Below are 16,501 nucleotides of genomic sequence, written 5' to 3'. Positions count from 1 at the left end.
GATGTTAAATCGGACGCACGTGCCGGCCCGTCGTTCCCCGGCAAAATGTAAAAACACTTGTCCGCCGACGGGCGGGCTTCCGGCTTGAAAGCAGCGCCTTCCCCCCCAACACTCCTTTCTCGCCCGGACTACGGTACTCTCTTTCATTCTTGCTCTGGTACTTTCTCTGAAAGCGATGACAGAACAAGCTCAACACCGGTATTAAACCGACCTGATTATTTGCGACGGACCGATCTTATGACCGAAACGGTATCGACCATTGTGGCGCCAGAAGGCAGCCTGGAAGTACTCAGCCAACATGAAGTGGAGCGCCTGCGCGATACCTCTGGCAGTGGCTTGCATGACCTGCTGCGCCGCTGCGCCCTAGCGGTGCTGAACTGCGGCACCCCCACCGATGACAGCCGCGAGGTACTGGAAACCTACCACGACTTCGAAATCGAAGTGATCCAGGAAGACCGCGGGCTGCGCCTGAAGCTGGACAACGCCCCAGCTGGCGCCTTCGTGGACGGACGCATGATTCGCGGTATTCGCGAGCACCTGTCTGCGGTATTGCGCGATATCGTCTACGTGGCCAACGAGATCCAGAACAACGACCGTTTCGACCTGAATAACAGCGAAGGCATTACCAACGCGGTATTCCATATTCTGCGCAACGCCGGGGTCCTGAAAGCCGGAGCGTCACCAAACATGGTGGTTTGCTGGGGCGGGCACAGCATCTCCCGCCACGAATACGACTACAGCAAAAGCGTGGGCTACCAGCTAGGCCTGCGCCACAAGGATATCTGCACCGGCTGCGGCCCCGGGGCCATGAAAGGCCCCATGAAAGGCGCCCATGTGGCCCATGCCAAACAACGGGAAAAAGAAGGTCGCTATCTGGGGATTTCCGAGCCGGGCATTATTGCTGCGGAAGCGCCCAACCCCATCGTCAACGAACTGGTGATCATGCCAGATATCGAAAAACGCCTGGAAGCGTTCCTGCGCCTGGCCCACGGCATCATCGTGTTCCCAGGCGGGGTCGGCACTACCGAGGAAATTCTCTATTTGCTCGGCGTTTTGTTGCACCCGGACAATGCTGACATTCCTCTGCCCATGGTACTCACCGGCCCCGCCAGCAGCGCCGATTACTTCCGTCAGGTGGATGCATTTATTCGCTACACACTGGGTGACAAGGCAGCCGAACGCTACCAGATCATTATCGACGACCCGGAAGCCGTCGCCCTGGCCATGTGCCACGGCATTGACCGCCTGACCCTGTTCCGTCGGGATAATGATGATGCCTTTTACTTCAACTGGCGCCTCAATGTACCGCTGGAATTTCAACACCCTTTCCTACCCACCCACGAGGCCATGGCCGCACTGAATCTGGATACGAATCAACCTGTCCACGAACTGGCCGCCAACCTGCGCCGGGCCTTCTCGGGCATTGTCGCCGGTAACGTGAAAGAGCACGGCATTCACGCCATCGAACAACACGGCCCCTACAAGCTGCACGCGCCCAACGCCCTGATGAAGCATCTGGACGAGCTGCTCAAAGCATTTGTGGAACAGCAACGTATGAAACTGCCGGGCAGCCATTACGAGCCGTGTTATGAGTTGGTGGGGTAACAGATAACGGCTAATAACGAGCCACACTGTAGGAGCTCCCCTCCAGGGGACGAACCGGCCCGTAAACATGGAAAGATCGAAATCACGGGTTACTCAACCGTCGATTGCAGCAGGCGGTTATCTCTGTCGCCTCGCTGCGCTCGGTTCGTCCCTTGGAAGGGAACTCCTACAGCGGCTTCGTAGACAGCAAAAAGCCCCGGAAAACCGGGGCTTTTTCGTGCTGCGTGTAGCGTGACGCGTGCTGCGTCTCTTTTTGCTACCGCGGTTGCATGCGGATACCGCCATCGATACGGATGGTTTCGCCGTTGAGGAATTTGTTCTCGATCATGTGGCATACCAGCTGACCGTATTCCTGTGGGTGACCCAGGCGCTTCGGGAACTGGGTCATTTCGATCAACGGCTGCTTCACCTTGTCCGGGGCCGCATTCATCAGCGGGGTGTTGAAAATCCCCGGGGCGATGGTGTTGCAACGAATCCCCAGCGGCGCCAAGTCACGGGCGATGGGAAGGGTCATGCCGACCACACCGCCTTTGGTTGCCGCGTAAGCAACCTGACCCACCTGGCCATCAAAAGCGGCCACAGAAGCGGTGTTCACAATCAGGCCGCGTTCGTTATCTTCGCCCGGCTCATTCTCGGCCATGGCGGCGGCGGCCAGGCGCGCCACATTGAAGGTACCGATCAGGTTGATCTGCACCACCATGTTGAATACGCCCAGATCGTGAGGCTTGTTCTCACGGCCTACGGTTTTCATGGCGGAGCCCACACCCGCGCAGTTAACACACACATGAATGGCACCAAACTTGGCCACAGTGGCATCCACCGCTGCTTTCACGGACGCTTCGTCAGTCACGTCGGTCTGGGTGAAAGCCGCATTATCACCCAGCTGGGCAGCCACTTCCGGGCCTTTCTTGTCGTCACGATCAAAAATCATGACCTTGCCGCCTTTGGCAATAATCGCTTCTGCAGTCGCCTGGCCCAGGCCTGAGGCACCACCAGTAATCACGGCCACTTTATCGGTAATATTCATATGCTCTCCTTCTTGTGAAAGGTAGAAAGGTAACGGGCTATTAAGGAGCCTCTGAAAAACGTTACCCGGAGTATACCCAGCCCGCGCAAGCGTCTCATTGTTGCTTTCGCTCAAACCGGGACTGCTTTAAGGTGAGATTGCGTCATTGCAGTCATCAGGACCGCACCTTGACCCATGGCATGGGAGGGAAAGCCTTGCCCGACACCGTCAGACAGGACGATACCACCTGGCTCGCCGATCAGTACCGGCAAACCCGGCAATTCAGCGAGCAATTATGTGCGCCCCTGCTCGCCGAAGACATGGGCCTGCAAGCCTGCCCGGACACCAGCCCACCCCGCTGGCACTTGGCGCATACCACCTGGTTCTTCGAAACGTTTCTGCTCAAGCCTCACCTGCCCAGTTATCAGCCCGCCAATCCCGCATTCGAATACCTGTTCAACAGCTATTACAACGGCATCGGCGAGCAATATCCTCGCCCTCAACGCCATCTGCTATCGCGCCCCACTAACGATGAAGTGATGGCCTGGCGCCACCAGGTGGATGCCGCCATGGCCGATTTGCTGGCGCGGACCGATAGCCTCACGCCGCTGGTACAGCTGGGCCTCAACCACGAACAACAACATCAGGAGCTGTTGCTCACCGACCTGAAATACAGCCTTTCTTTCAACCCCCTGTCTCCGGCCATCACCCAGCCCGTGAACATCCCAGGGGGCACGCCACCGCTGACGTTTCAGGACTTCGAGGGCGGATTGGTGGAGATTGGCGCTTGCGGTGGCTTCGCGTTTGACAATGAAACGCCTCGCCACAAGGTCTGGCTGGAACCGTTCCAGCTGGCCAACCGTCCCGTGACTCAGGGGGAGTTTCGCGCCTTTATTCTGGATGGCGGTTACCGCAAACCGGACCTGTGGCTTTCCGATGGCTGGAGCTGGGTGCAACAACAGCAGGCCGAACGCCCGCTGTACTGGAATCCCGCCCTGACGCACCACTTTACTCTGGCCGGCCAGCAACCCCTCCACGACAGCCAGATCCTGGCTCATGTGAATTACTACGAAGCTGACGCCTACGCACGCTGGGCGGGCAAACGCCTGCCCACAGAACAGGAATGGGAACACGCGGCCCACAGCCAGGCAATCGCCGGCACCTTCGCGGATTCCCCGTCCGATAATTGCTCGTTTCAACCCGGCGCTGCCCGCGACGCCAGCCTTGCCCATCTGTTCGGAGATGTCTGGGAATGGACCGCCAGCGCCTACCTGCCCTATCCGGGTTTCCAGGCCGCCCATGGGGCCGTGGGCGAATACAACGGCAAGTTCATGTGCAACCAGATGGTACTGCGCGGCGGCTCCTGTGCCAGCAGCGCCGGCCACCTGCGCGCCAGTTACCGCAACTTTTTCTACCCCCATCATCGCTGGCAGTTCAGTGGCATTCGGCTCGCCTGCGACAAGAAGGCCAATGATGGCTGACAGGCGCACCACTCCGACTTCTTGCAGAGGCTAAGATGAAGCATCAACAGACTCCGTTGAACCACCAGCAGCTTTGCCCGAACCTGACGTTTTACGACCTGTACCCACCAGCCACCGATATGCTTGCGGAGGTCAGCCAGTCCCTTTCAGCTCCCGGCCCGTCCCTGCACCCCAAGTATTTTTACGATGAAGCCGGCTCCGCCCTGTTTGACCGCATCACCCGCACCCCGGAGTACTACCCCACCCGTACCGAAACCTCACTGCTGACCGGCTATGCTGAAGAAATCCAGGCACGGCTCAACCAACCGCAAACCATTGCCGAACCCGGTGCCGGTAGCTGTGAAAAAGTGCGCCTGCTGCTGGATGCCTGGCAGCCCCGTCACTACATGCCACTGGAAATTTCCCGTGAGTGCCTGCTTGGCGCCTCTCGCCAACTAGCCCAGGATTTTCCCGACGTGCACATCAGCGCCGTGTGCGCCGATTACTGCCAGGCGATGGCCATGCCACAAGGCCTGGCACAACCGGGGCGGGTCGTGTTTTTTCCCGGCTCCACCATTGGCAATTTTGAACCGGCCGCCCGCAGCGAATTTCTCAAGGGGCTGCGCACGCTGGCTGGCCCCAGTGGCGCCCTGCTGATCGGCGCCGACCTGCAAAAACCCGATACACGCCTCAATGCCGCCTATAACGATGCTGAAGGCCTTACGGCCGCCTTCAACATGAACGCCCTGCACCACCTGAACCGGGAACTGGGTTGCCAGTTCGATACCGATAATATGCAGCATGTGGCGTTCTACAATACCGCCCGACAGCGCATCGAAATGCACTTGGAGTGCCTGAGCGACCAGCACATTCACCTGGGGGAACGCACCCTCACCCTGAAAAGCGGCACCCGCATCCACACCGAGAATTCCTATAAATTCACCGTGGAAAGCTTCAGTGCCGAACTGGTCACGGCAGGCTTCACCCCGCTAAGCTGCTGGACCGACCCGGACAACCTGTTCAGTCTTCATCTGGCTCAGGTGTAGCCGAGAACGTAAAAGCTGTAACCCCGATCCCGCAAATAGTGTGAACCGGTTCCAGTGCCGTTATACTGAACGGCGTTTTTCTGTACACGTTACCAACGATAATAAATGGGGCTGCGGTGATAACCGTGGCATAGGGAGATCGGATGCTTGAACTGATCAGCGCAGCGCGACGTCGTAAACGGCCGCCTACGCACCAGCTGTTTGATGTGGTCACCATGGAATTCCGGGTGGGCCTGCTGGATATCGACCTGAACATGCATCTGAACAATGCCAAATACCTGAAGTTCATGGACCGCAGCCGGCTGGAACATGCCGTGGTCACCGGCCTGCTCAACCGCATGCTCGAAGCCCGCTGCAACGGTGTCGTGGCCAATACCGAAATTGCCTATATCCGTGAACTGCGCCCCTATCAGCAATTCCAGGTACACACCCGGATCCTCGGTTGGGACGACAAATACGTGTACTACGACCAGCGCTTCGAGTCCCAGCGCAAGCTGCACACCCACGCCCTGTTGCGTGTGGCTAACGTCTACGGCGGAAAATCCGTCAGCCCCCAGACCGTGCAGGAAATGACCGGCATGAACCTGACCTCCCCCGCCTTGCCCGAATATGTAGAGCAGTGGAAGCGGTTGCTACAGACCAAGCGACGGTTGACGGAGAGCGACTAGCCAAGAAGTTGCTAGCTGCAAAAATGAAAATGGGGAACCCGAAAGGGTTCCCCATTTTTTTTGATTCATCAACATGCACAAAGCGCGGCCAAGACAACCGTTCGTTTGGCACCAGCTCCGCCCGTGTTGCAGCTTGAAGCTTGTCGCTTGTAGCGGGTCTTTATTCCGTCGAATAGGTATAAAACGGCGCCCAGCGCTTCTCTTTCACGTCATCACCGCCGTAATACACTCCCGGCTCATCCAGCCGCAGATCGGCAATTTCCCGCAGCGCCAGCGCACGGGGCACCTGCTGCAGTGGCCCAGCCTGTTGATAATCTTCCGGGTTAGCAACCAGCTCTTCCATGTCCAGTGGGCGGGTTTCCGAATAGCGGAAGAAGTATTCCTGGCCACCATCCACCTTCAACGGCATCTCAAACACCATCTTCAGGTACAGCACACTGAGCGGGCGGCGAGCGTAGAAATCGTGGGTGCCAGCTGGCAACTCCAGCCATTCGTAGGCCCCGGCCTTCAGGCCGAACAGCTGGGAAGAGTCCATAAAGAAAACCGGCGCCTGGACTTCTTCATAACCCCAGCGGGTAATCGGACGGTAGATATAGACCATGGCATTACGCGGATCGAGCGTATCCATGGGGGCAAAGGTTTTTCCCTTCGGCGCATCCAGAAAAGCACCCGGCGTGGAAGGAATCCCCATCCCGACTCCGGAACAACCCGAAAGTGCCCAAAGGCAAGCCGCCAGCAGCACAGCCAATCGCATTATTATTCTCCAGCGTTGCCGTATCCGGTGCGTCCAGATCGGCCCTGTTTATTATTGGGTGCAACGTAAAGCAATGTTGAACGCCCAACTATGGCCGATTTGCCCGCATTGCTCAAGCCGCAGGCGCCGCCCCCACAGGCCCTGAAGCCCGCCGCCTGCGGCGTAACAGGCAAGCGCTCAAATTACCGGCAACCGACCGGCGCGACCCTCCCAGGCCCGGGGTTTTCTGTTAGGATTTCGCCATGGCAGTAAATCGAATCCACACCCCCTGTATTGGCGTCTGTTCCACCGTGTTCGGTGACACAGTCTGCCGTGGCTGTCGTCGTTTCAGCCACGAGGTCGTGCACTGGAATGGCTACACCAACGAGGAAAAAACCATCGTCTGGCGGCGCCTGAACCTGTTGCTATGCCAGGTCGTGGATAACTATTTTGTAGTGGCAGACGCCGACCGACTGGCTACGGAGCTGGATTTTCAGAATCTTCGCTACCAGCCCCAACTGTCTCCCCAGGGCTGGGTGCCGGAGCTGCTCAAGGCCGCCGGCTCCAAGATGATCCCCTATGACTATTTCGGCCTGCGGGCACTGCCCCCCAGCGACGGACTGACTCCACGGCAGCTGTACGATCAGATCAGCGCCGAATGCCACGCCCTGTCCCAGGCTCACTACGACCGCTCCTACGCTCGCCCGGTTACCCTCGTGGCGGAACTCACCGAGCACGCCGCCCGGGAGAAAGGGCTTATCTAGCCCCTATCCGTAGGAGCAGCGCTAGCGGCGCGATGCCGGGTCCTGACTAAACTGTTTTTCCGTAACGCAACAGCGTCTCTCCTTTTCCCCCAGCCGGCTCAGTGGTTCTAGAGTAAATCGAGCTTTCCACCCTTGGGCGAACGCGCTGCCAGCGACGCGTCTACGATGCACTATCGTCATTTGGCCCCATTTGACCGAAAACCCTCTTCACCAAGACATCATTCAGTGGCACATTAACGGAATGAACATTCATTCTGAAGTGAGAAGCCTCTTATGAGCCTGGCCACCAGCCCCTCTCCCAATGCACGTGAAGGCAAACGAGACCTGATTATCCAGGCTGCCCTCAAGGTATTTGCCAAACATGGTCTGCACGGCACACCGGTTCCCCCGATTGCCACAGAAGCCGGGGTCGGTGTCGGCACGCTATACCGCTACTTCGACAGCAAGGAAGCCCTGATCAATGCAGTATTCCAGGACACCAAGCAGCAGCTACAAGAACGGCTGCTCACCGACCTGGACCTGATGCACCCGTCGCGCAGCCTGTTCGACAGCCTGTGGGCCCGGCTCACCGCCTTTGCCCGTGAAGAGCCTGAAGCCTTCCAGTTTCTGGAAATGCAGGATCATCACAGCTACCTCACCGAACACAGCCGACACAGTGAGCGGGCCCTGCTGATTCCACTGGGGATAATGGTAGTCATCGGCCAACGCACCGGCCTGCTCGGTAACCACATGAAACCAGACCTGGCCATCGCCCTGTTCTGGGGCGCCTTTGTCGGCATCTTCAAGGCAGAGCGCCTGGGCTACCTGACACTCAGCGATAGCGACCTTAAACAGGCACGGGACGCCTGTTGGCTTGCCATTGCCAACCACAACCACTAGGGAACAACAGCCATGACCCCAACCCATATCCTGATTACCGGCGGTGCCGGCGCCATTGGCGGCCAGCTTGCCGGCCAGTTTCGACAGCACCACCCCGAGGCCCGTATCACCCTGGTCGATTTAAATGCCGAGGCACTGGCTGTTGCCGCCGAGCAACACGGAGCCCAGGCAGAAACCTGTGATCTGACGGATATCGACGCCCTGCCCGCCTGGTGGCAATCACTGGAAGACCGCCGCGGCCCGGTGGACGTGCTGGTCAACTGTGCCGGCATCATGGACATCATCAGCATCACCGGCACCGGCTGGGAAAAAGGCAAACGTCTGCTGGACATCAACTTCACCGCCCCCATGCGGCTGATGGACCTGGCCCTGCCCGCCATGGTGGAAGCCCGTCACGGTTGTGTAATCAATGTGGCCAGCATGGCCGGGCGCGTGCCGATTCGCGGCTGCAGCTATTACGGCGGCGCCAAGGCGGGAATCGGCCTGGCCTCGGAAATCGCCCGGCTGGACCTGAAGAAGCAAGGCGTCAATGTGATTACGGTCTATCCCGGCCCGATCTATTCCGGCCTGGAAAACCATGCCCGCAGCCAGGTGAAAAAAGGGCCCGCTTCACGCTTTATTCCCACCGGCAAGCCGGATGTTCTGGCTGAGCGAATTTACAAAACGTTCCGTAAGGGCGGCGCCCGGGTGATTTACCCGGATATCTACAGCCTCGCCAAGCAAGTCGCCAACCTGAACCTGACCAACCGGGCGATGGATTTCTTCAGCCCGCAACCGAACCAGTAACCACGGACCGACCATGACACAGCAAGCCAACACTCCGATTTATGACACCCTGATTGTCGGTGCCGGCATCAGTGGCATCGGCCTGGGCATTCGCCTCAAAGAAGCCGGGTTCGATAACTTTGTGATCCTGGAAAAAGCGGCCGACCTGGGCGGCACCTGGCGGGACAATACCTACCCGGGCTGCGCCTGCGATGTACCCTCTGCGCTGTATTCCTATTCCTTCGCCCAGAAACCGGACTGGACCCGGGCCTTTGCCGGGCAGGCGGAAATTCTCGATTACGTCCGCGATACCGCTGAGCGTTACGACATCCCTGCATCGATTCGTTTCAACCAGGCAGTAGAACGGGCGCAATGGCGCGAGAGCCAGAACCTGTGGGAAGTGCAAACCGCTGACCAGCTCTATCTGGCACGCACCGTGGTGGCCTGCTCCGGCTACCTGCACGAACCGATTATTCCGGCCATTCCCGGCTTGGAAAACTTCGCGGGCAAGTTGTTCCATTCCTCGCGCTGGGATCACGATCACGACCTGACCGGCGAGCGCGTGGCGGTGGTCGGCACCGGGGCCTCAGCCATTCAGTTCGTCCCGGAAATACAGCCCAAAACCCAACACCTGACCTTGTTCCAGCGCACCCCGCAATGGGTGCTGCCCAAGCCAGATCACAGCATCCCCAAGATCGAGGAAAACTTCTTCCGCCTGCCGTTCACCCTGAGCGCCTGGCGCAAGATGCTCTACGGCGGTTTTGAAACGTTCGGCATCGGCTTCCGCCGCCCGACCCTCCTGCGGCAAATCCAGAAGCTGGGTCTGGCGCATCTAAAAGTGGCCATCAAGGACGCGACACTGCGCGCCAAACTCACCCCGGATTACACCCTTGGCTGCAAGCGCGTATTGATGAGCAACAACTATTACCCGACCCTGAACCAACCGAATGTGGATGTGTTCCACACCGGCCTGAAAGAAGTTCGCGGCAAGACGCTGGTGGGCCAGGATGGCAGTGAATGTGAAGTCGACACGGTGATTCTCGGCACCGGTTTTTTTGTCACCGAACCACCCATCGCCAACCATATTTTCAATGATGCCGGCCAGTCGCTCAGCCAGATGTGGGAAGACGGCATGCAGGCCTACCGGGGCACCACCATCAATGGCCTGCCCAATGCCTTCATGGTACTCGGCCCCAACCTGGGCATCGGCCACAATTCCGCGTTTATCGTTATCGAAGCGCAGATCAACTACATCGTCAGCACCCTGAAAACCATGCGCGAACAGCAACTGGACCGCATTGAAGTGAAGGCCGAGGTGCAGCAACAGTACAACCGCAAGGTCCAGAAAGACCTGCAGGGCACGGTCTGGAACACCGGCGGCTGCTCCAGTTACTACCTGGACAAGAACGGCTTGAACAGCGTCGGCTTCCCCTGGAGCACCCTGGAAATGCAACGGCTGTTGAAAACGTTCGACGCTGACAATTACACCCTCACCCCTGCCTCCCAGGAGGTATTCTGATCATGGCTGACACCACGTCTTCACCCTTACCTCGCCGGGCGCTGGTCATCGGCTGTGGTGGCGTCGCCGGCGGCGCCTGGTCCATTGCAGCCCTGCACCATCTGGAACAGCAACTGGACTGGGACGCCCGTGATGCGGATATTCTGGTCGGTACCTCCGCCGGTGCTGTGCTCGCCACCCTGCTGGGTAGCGGCGTGTCCGTGGCCCAATTGCGCGACTGCCAACAAGGCACCAGCGACCACTGCCAATGGGACCACGACACCGATACCGGCGGCGCACTACCGCCCTTGCCCGGGGCCCGGTTTACCGGCGCCAAACTGGCCCTGAAAGGATTGCGCGGAGAGATTTCGCCGCTAACCGCCATCTGCGGACTGCTACCACGCGGGCAGTTCGACATGGCCCCCTTCCGTCAGCTGGTCAATACCGCCACCGCCGGCAAGGGCTGGGTCAGCCACCCGGCTACCTGGATCATGGCGGTGGACACAGACAGCGGCAAACGGATTCCTTTCGGCAAGGGCGGCGCACCCAGCGCCACCATTGCCGATGCGGTGTGCGCATCTTATGGGGTGCCATTCTGGTGTCCGCCGGTCACCGTGGCTGATCGCACCTACATTGATGGCGGCGTCGCCTCGCCCACCTCCGCAGACCTGCTGGCCGACAGTGCAGTGGATGAAGTAATCGTGCTGGCCCCCATGGCCTCACGCCAGCCGGACCAGCCCCGCTCTCCGTTGATGAAGATAGAACGGCGGGTGCGCCGCTACATGACCACAATCGTGGACCGGGAAGTCGCCTTGTTGGAAAAAAGCGGCAAACGCGTCATCCGCATCGAGCCCAATGCGCAGGATCTGACCGCTTTCGGTTACAACATGATGGACCCGAAACGACGCCGGCAGGTCTACGATACGGCACAAATAACCACTGCCGAAACAGTGCGCATGGCCATAGGCTGACGGACTAACGGAAGCAGGCCGGAGACACCTCCGGCCTTGTTGCCCCTGATCAAGGGCCGTATTGCTGAACACAACAGCCTGCTACAGGGAATTGGCTGCCTGAGTCAGGGTTACGTGGATATCCTTCAGGGCCGTGCGCGCCTCAATCCCTTCCGAATGGGCGAAGAACCCGAGCATTAACGCGCCCGCTACCAGCATCACCAACGCCAGAAACATCAATTTTTCCTTTTCCAGCACGCGCTGTATTGGCGAGCGCGGCCTCTCTTCGCGACGATTGCGGTTGTTGTTGTCATCATGGCTGTCTTGCGTCGTATCTCGCACCGTGCCTCCCATCAAGACTTTCTATGGTTGTACCCACCCAACCGGGCAAGCACAAGGCAAGGGCTGACCGCTGGTCTGACAAGCGCCAAGCCCTGCCGGCTACGGGGTGATACGGCGAACCCGGATAACCAGCTCCCGGCCAACGACTTCATAGCCGTGGGCCTCGGCAATTTTCTCCTGCCGCGCCTCGATGACCGGATCACGGAATTCAATCACCCGCTCCGTTTCCACGCATACCATGTGGTCATGGTGTTCACCGAATGACAACTCGTAGACACAGCGACTCACGGCCCCCTGGGAAAACTGATGACGGGTAACCAACCCCACCTGCTCCAGGTTCAGCAACACGCGGTAAATGGTAGAAATACCAATCCTTTCCCCCGCCTGATACAAGCGGGCGTAGATGTCTTCAGCGCCCAGATGACGCTGCTCATCGTGGGCGGCTTTCAGGTGCTGCAGGATCCGCACCCGCGGCAACGTGGCTTTCAGCCCCGCCCCGGCCAACCATTGCTCATCACTCTTGGCCGCCCCGCCACGCTCTTCTCCCTTACTCACTTCAACGGTCAGCCCCGGGGCCTCATTCATGCCCTTACCTTCCATCTTCAGCTCCTTCTGCATCGCGCATTTTTTCCCTGTCTCTATAGAAGACGAATGACGCCCACCGATGGTGACATTTTTCTCGAATAAAAGCGGAAACCGGGGCAGGCGTCACACCATGCATTTCATTCTCATTATTGTAATGATACCCATTCTCAAATAGTATTCGGCATTCATTCTTTACAGAACAACGCTGGGGGGCGGGATCATGTCCGGGGTGGCGCAGAAATCCCTGTCAGTGGAAACGCTATATACCGACTACCACCGTTGGTTGCATGGCATATTGCAACGGCGGCTCGGTAACCGCGATGATGCCGCTGATTTGGCTCACGACGCCTTTATTCGCCTGCTCACCAAGCCCCGCCACCTGAGCCACCACACCGCCCGCGCCTACTTGAGCCGCATGGCCCGCGGCCTGTGTGTTGACCTGTGGCGTCGCCGGGAAATCGAGCAGGCCTGGCTGGATACCCTGCTCCACCTGCCCGAACAGGAAAGTCCGTCCGCTGAACAGCAGACCGCCGCCCTGGAAGCCCTGGTGGAAATCGACACCATGCTGCGCCGCTTACCCGACGCGGTGGCCCATGCCTTTATCCAGTCCATGGTGCATGGCCTCACCGGCAAGGAAATCGCCACGCAGCTAGGTGTGTCCGAACGGACCGTGCGCAACCATCTCTCCAAAGCCATGCTTGCCTGTCTGCGTCTGCAAGCGCGACTGGAAGGCGCTGGCACAACCGCGCCATCATGAACGTTACAGCCCCCATCGATCACCAGATTCTCAGTGACGCCGCCGACTGGTTTGCCCTGCTGCGCTCTGGGCAGGCCGGTGAAAGCGACACGTTGCGCTGGCAGCAATGGCTCCGACAGCACCCGGACCACCTGCGCGGCTGGCAAATGGTGGAGCGCATTGAACACCAGTTCAGCACCGCCAGCGCCACCCACCCGGTGCACGCCGAAGCCACCCTGAAACAGGCTCGCCACAACCGCATACAACGCCGCAGCGTCATCACCGGCCTGGCACTCGCTATAGGTACCGGCGGCCTGGGCTGGGTGAGTTGGCGGCAAACACCACTGCCCACCCTGCTGGCGGGCTGGGGCGCCCAGTACCGAACCGGCACAGGTGAAATTCGCGCCGTGACGCTGGCCGACGGCAGCCGCCTGTGGTTAAACACCAACAGCGCCATCGACACCGTGCTGGATGGCCCGCAACGGCAAATCCATGTGAGACAGGGCGAAGTGCTGATTGAAACCGGCAAGGCGGACTCACGCCCTTTGCTGGTGTTTACCCCCCAAGGCCAGCTTCAGCCTCTCGGCACCCGTTTCACAGTGCGCCGGGAAACCGACACCACCTTCCTCGCGGTCTACGACGGCGCGGTGGAAATTACCAACCAGGCACGGCAGAAAAGCGTACTGCACCCTCGGCAACAAACCCGTTTTTCCGCCAACGCCCTGCAACCGATTCACCCCGCCGACCCCGCACGGGAAACCTGGCACAAGGGAATTCTGGTGGCAGACGATATCCGTCTGGCCGCGCTGGTTGATGAACTCGGTCGCTACCAGCATGGCTACATCAACCTGTCCCCGGCAGTGGCCGACCTGCGCGTATTCGGGGGCTTCCCGCTGACCAACCCACAACAGGCACTGGACATGCTGGCTTCCGTGCTGCCCATTCGGGTCACCCGCCCTCTGCCCGGCTGGACCAATATCCACCCCGCCACCCCCTGATCAAAAAAACGAAAAAATTTTTCCGCTTTGCAGCGCGCTATTCGATATATCAGTAAGTCCCGACAGAAAGGGGCACCACAATCCTGATAATACTGGAGTGACCGTGAGCCGTTACCAACCTGCCCGCCCCGCATTGCGAGCAATGACACTGCGCCTTGCCATGGGCCTGACATTCCCTCTCGCCCTGACCTTGCCTCTCTCTGCCCAGGCAGAAACCGGCCAGCAGCAATACAACATCGCGGCCGGGCCGCTCAACGCGGTGCTGGCTCATTTTGCCACCGCCTCCGGCACCCTGATTGCCGGTGATATGCAGCTTGCCGCGGGCAAACAGAGCCAGGGCCTGCAAGGCAGCTACACCCCGGCACAGGGCCTGAGCCAGATCCTCGCCGGCACCGGCCTGGTGGCAAACGCACAGGCAGATGGTTCTTTTTCCCTGGCCAAGGCCAGCTCCAGCGTATCCACCCTGGAGCCCGTCAAAGTCAACGCCGCCCGCGGCGACAATCTGCAAAACATCGTCAGCTATGACCACAGCGATATTGCGCGGGTGCAACCCCAGGACACCAAGGACCTGTTCAAGAACGAAGCTTCCGTGTCTGTAGGCGGCTCCATACCGGTCAACGAAAAAGTCTATGTGCGCGGCGTGGAAGAAACCGCCATGTTGGTCACCGTGGATGGTGCCCGGCAGAACAACAAGGTGTTCCACCACAACGCCACCAACCTGATCGATCCTTCTCTTCTGAAGTCCGCCAGTGCCGCCGCCGGCGTGGCCTCTGCCGATGACGGCCCCGGTGCACTGGGCGGTGCGCTAAAATACGAAACCGTGGATGTGGCAGATATGCTCGCCCCCGGTGATAACCTGGGCGGCTTCCTGAACGGCCGCTATGCCTCCAATGGCGATGCTGTCACCACTGCCGGTTCCCTGTTCGGTCGCAGTAACGGCTTCGAAGCGCTGGGCTATGTAAAGCAGGTAGAAGGCAATCACTACGAAGACGCCAATGGCGATAACGTTCCCTACACCGAGCCCGGGCTGCTTAGTGGCCTGGCCAAGCTGGCCTACGACAATGCTGATATCGGTCGAATCGAGCTGAGCCACGAAGTGGTCAACGACGATGCAGAACGCCCTTATCGAGCCAACTTTTCCGGCCTTAACGCAGGACGCCCTGTACCGGCTTCCCGTAACTATGACCTGACCCGCCAGAACACCGTGCTTGGTTACAGCCGATTAAAAGGCAGCGGGCTATGGAACCCGGAAGTGACCCTCGCCCACAACGAGACCGAGCTGGTCACCAGCGAAAATCCGCTGACCGCCCCCAACACCACCGTGGAATACACCGGCATCACCGAAAGCGTCTCGGCCACCGCCAAAAACACCTTCCACACCGGTTTCGTTGATATCACTGCCGGCATGGACTACTACGATGACAGCGCCGTATTCCAGTTCGCAGGAGACCCGGACCTGGAAGAACAGGCGGAAAATACCGGTGTTTTCGTGCAGTTTCGCCAGACCTTGTTCCAGCGCCTGGACCTGTCCTACGGCCTGCGCCATGACCAGCAGGATTTCACCGGCACCGATGATTCCAGCCATGAAGACGAAGGCACCAGCAGCAACGTCTTCGCCGAATTTCATTTCAACGAACACTTTGCCATCAATGCCGGTTACGCCGATGTCTGGGGCGGCACTGCGCTGGCCGAAAACTTTATTCTCAACGGCGCCTGGGTCTATAACGACATGAAACCGGTGCAGTCTCACAACCACACCGTAGGGTTCAAGGCTAACTGGAACGGTTTCTTCGTCGAGGCGAATCAGTTTGAAACCGGCCTGCGCGATGCCCGCGTTCCTACCTATGGTGGTGGCCCGGACCTGTTCTCGGACTTTGATATCAACGGCTTCGACACCACTGTTGGTTACCGTGCCGACCTGGGCCGACTGGCAGTCACCTATGCCGATATCGAATCCAAAATGGATGACGAATTCGCCACTTCTTACGACGGCAACTATTTCACCGTGCCGCTGGGTGAACAGGTGGCCATTAGCGGCGAACTCTACTGGCCGAACACACAATGGGCCCTTGGCCTGACCACGGAAATCGCCCTGGAAAATGACGATCTGGAGTCCCGTGGCCTTGGGGAAAAGCAGGACAGTTACACCGTGGTCGATGTATACGTGAACTACACCCCCATCGATGCCCTGTCTCTGCGCCTGTCCGTGGACAACCTGAACAACGAGGAATACACCGAGCGCGCCAGCTATGGCCAGGAATTCGCCACCGTGGAACCCCTGCTGGAACCGGGCCGCTCCATCAACATGGATGTTCGCTACAACTTCTAGTGCTTGTGCACCGAACACCCAGCGGCTGGCCACACCGGTGGTGGGGCCGCTGCAGTGCTACTGAAAGGCGCTCGTGACTTTTCAGGAGGAGAAAACGCAAAAGGCCGCAACAGGAAACTGTTGCGGCCTTTCTTTGT

16 protein-coding genes are annotated in these 16,501 nt (G+C 59.2%); 12 read left to right on the top strand and 4 right to left on the bottom strand.

The annotated features are described in order from the left end of the window. Nucleotides 1-237 precede the first annotated feature (237 nt). Complete coding sequence (gene ppnN / locus CL546_RS00180; RefSeq protein ID WP_290492281.1) at nucleotides 238-1,605, top strand: nucleotide 5'-monophosphate nucleosidase PpnN; 1,368 nt, start codon at nucleotides 238-240, stop codon at nucleotides 1,603-1,605. A 256-nt stretch (nucleotides 1,606-1,861) separates the two neighbouring features. Here ppnN and CL546_RS00175 read toward each other — a convergent pair whose 3' ends face one another. Next, on the bottom strand, nucleotides 1,862-2,632 hold the full coding sequence (locus CL546_RS00175; protein ID WP_007150543.1) for a 3-hydroxyacyl-CoA dehydrogenase: 771 nt from the start codon (nucleotides 2,630-2,632) through the stop codon (nucleotides 1,862-1,864). Nucleotides 2,633-2,811: 179 nt separating this feature from the next. Between CL546_RS00175 and egtB the strand changes: the two genes are divergently transcribed. The 3 genes from egtB (at nucleotide 2,812) to CL546_RS00160 (ending at nucleotide 5,785) form a co-directional block, all read left to right on the top strand. Beyond that, nucleotides 2,812-4,092: an ergothioneine biosynthesis protein EgtB gene (gene egtB, locus CL546_RS00170; RefSeq protein ID WP_290492290.1), complete on the top strand. Its 1,281-nt coding sequence runs from the start codon at nucleotides 2,812-2,814 to the stop codon at nucleotides 4,090-4,092. A 35-nt stretch (nucleotides 4,093-4,127) separates the two neighbouring features. Then, on the top strand, nucleotides 4,128-5,117 hold the full coding sequence (gene egtD / locus CL546_RS00165; protein WP_290492280.1) for an L-histidine N(alpha)-methyltransferase: 990 nt from the start codon (nucleotides 4,128-4,130) through the stop codon (nucleotides 5,115-5,117). 143 nt (nucleotides 5,118-5,260) lie between these two features. Next, nucleotides 5,261-5,785: an acyl-CoA thioesterase gene (locus CL546_RS00160; protein WP_063520971.1), complete on the top strand. Its 525-nt coding sequence runs from the start codon at nucleotides 5,261-5,263 to the stop codon at nucleotides 5,783-5,785. Between the two features lie 160 nt (nucleotides 5,786-5,945). On the opposite strand, the gene CL546_RS00155 is transcribed toward CL546_RS00160, so the two are convergent. Beyond that, nucleotides 5,946-6,476 (bottom strand): DUF2846 domain-containing protein, encoded by a 531-nt coding sequence (locus tag CL546_RS00155; RefSeq protein ID WP_290492279.1) that lies wholly within the window; start codon nucleotides 6,474-6,476, stop codon nucleotides 5,946-5,948. Nucleotides 6,477-6,781: 305 nt separating this feature from the next. On the opposite strand from CL546_RS00155, the gene CL546_RS00150 reads away from it, so the two are divergent. The 5 genes from CL546_RS00150 (at nucleotide 6,782) to CL546_RS00130 (ending at nucleotide 11,395) form a co-directional block, all read left to right on the top strand. Next, on the top strand, nucleotides 6,782-7,282 hold the full coding sequence (locus CL546_RS00150) for a DUF1289 domain-containing protein (protein WP_290492278.1): 501 nt from the start codon (nucleotides 6,782-6,784) through the stop codon (nucleotides 7,280-7,282). Between the two features lie 273 nt (nucleotides 7,283-7,555). Further along, the gene (locus CL546_RS00145; protein ID WP_290492277.1) at nucleotides 7,556-8,161 is read left to right on the top strand and encodes a TetR/AcrR family transcriptional regulator; all 606 of its coding nucleotides are present in this window, start codon (nucleotides 7,556-7,558) and stop codon (nucleotides 8,159-8,161) included. A gap of 12 nt (nucleotides 8,162-8,173) precedes the next feature. Beyond that, on the top strand, nucleotides 8,174-8,947 hold the full coding sequence (locus CL546_RS00140) for an SDR family NAD(P)-dependent oxidoreductase (protein WP_290492276.1): 774 nt from the start codon (nucleotides 8,174-8,176) through the stop codon (nucleotides 8,945-8,947). Nucleotides 8,948-8,960: 13 nt separating this feature from the next. Beyond that, entirely contained in the window at nucleotides 8,961-10,445 is a 1,485-nt protein-coding gene (locus CL546_RS00135; protein ID WP_290492275.1) for a flavin-containing monooxygenase, read from the top strand. Nucleotides 10,446-10,447: 2 nt separating this feature from the next. Next, nucleotides 10,448-11,395, top strand: a complete 948-nt coding sequence (locus tag CL546_RS00130) for a patatin-like phospholipase family protein (RefSeq protein ID WP_290492274.1) — start codon at nucleotides 10,448-10,450, stop codon at nucleotides 11,393-11,395. An 81-nt stretch (nucleotides 11,396-11,476) separates the two neighbouring features. Here the strand turns inward: CL546_RS00130 and CL546_RS00125 are convergent, their stop codons facing one another. Together CL546_RS00125 and CL546_RS00120 are read right to left on the bottom strand one after the other, a co-directional pair. Continuing rightward, nucleotides 11,477-11,716: a hypothetical protein gene (locus CL546_RS00125; protein WP_290492273.1), complete on the bottom strand. Its 240-nt coding sequence runs from the start codon at nucleotides 11,714-11,716 to the stop codon at nucleotides 11,477-11,479. Between the two features lie 99 nt (nucleotides 11,717-11,815). Continuing rightward, nucleotides 11,816-12,334, bottom strand: coding sequence for a transcriptional repressor (locus CL546_RS00120; RefSeq protein ID WP_290492272.1), 519 nt, complete (start codon nucleotides 12,332-12,334; stop codon nucleotides 11,816-11,818). Nucleotides 12,335-12,521: 187 nt separating this feature from the next. Here CL546_RS00120 and CL546_RS00115 point away from each other — a divergent pair, with 187 nt between their 5' ends. From CL546_RS00115 to CL546_RS00105, 3 genes are all read left to right on the top strand, one after another. After that, nucleotides 12,522-13,058, top strand: coding sequence for a sigma-70 family RNA polymerase sigma factor (locus tag CL546_RS00115; RefSeq protein WP_290492271.1), 537 nt, complete (start codon nucleotides 12,522-12,524; stop codon nucleotides 13,056-13,058). Further along, nucleotides 13,055-14,035: a FecR domain-containing protein gene (locus CL546_RS00110; RefSeq protein WP_290492270.1), complete on the top strand. Its 981-nt coding sequence runs from the start codon at nucleotides 13,055-13,057 to the stop codon at nucleotides 14,033-14,035. Before CL546_RS00115 ends, CL546_RS00110 begins: the two co-directional genes overlap by 4 nt. A 103-nt stretch (nucleotides 14,036-14,138) precedes the next feature. Then, nucleotides 14,139-16,364 (top strand): TonB-dependent receptor, encoded by a 2,226-nt coding sequence (locus tag CL546_RS00105; RefSeq protein ID WP_290492269.1) that lies wholly within the window; start codon nucleotides 14,139-14,141, stop codon nucleotides 16,362-16,364. The last annotated feature ends 137 nt before the right edge of the window (nucleotides 16,365-16,501 follow it).

Origin of the sequence: Alcanivorax sp., assembly GCF_002726155.1 — a bacterium.
Classification (GTDB): Bacteria; Pseudomonadota; Gammaproteobacteria; order Pseudomonadales; family Alcanivoracaceae; genus Alcanivorax.
This window is presented reverse-complemented; position numbering and strand designations above follow the sequence as displayed.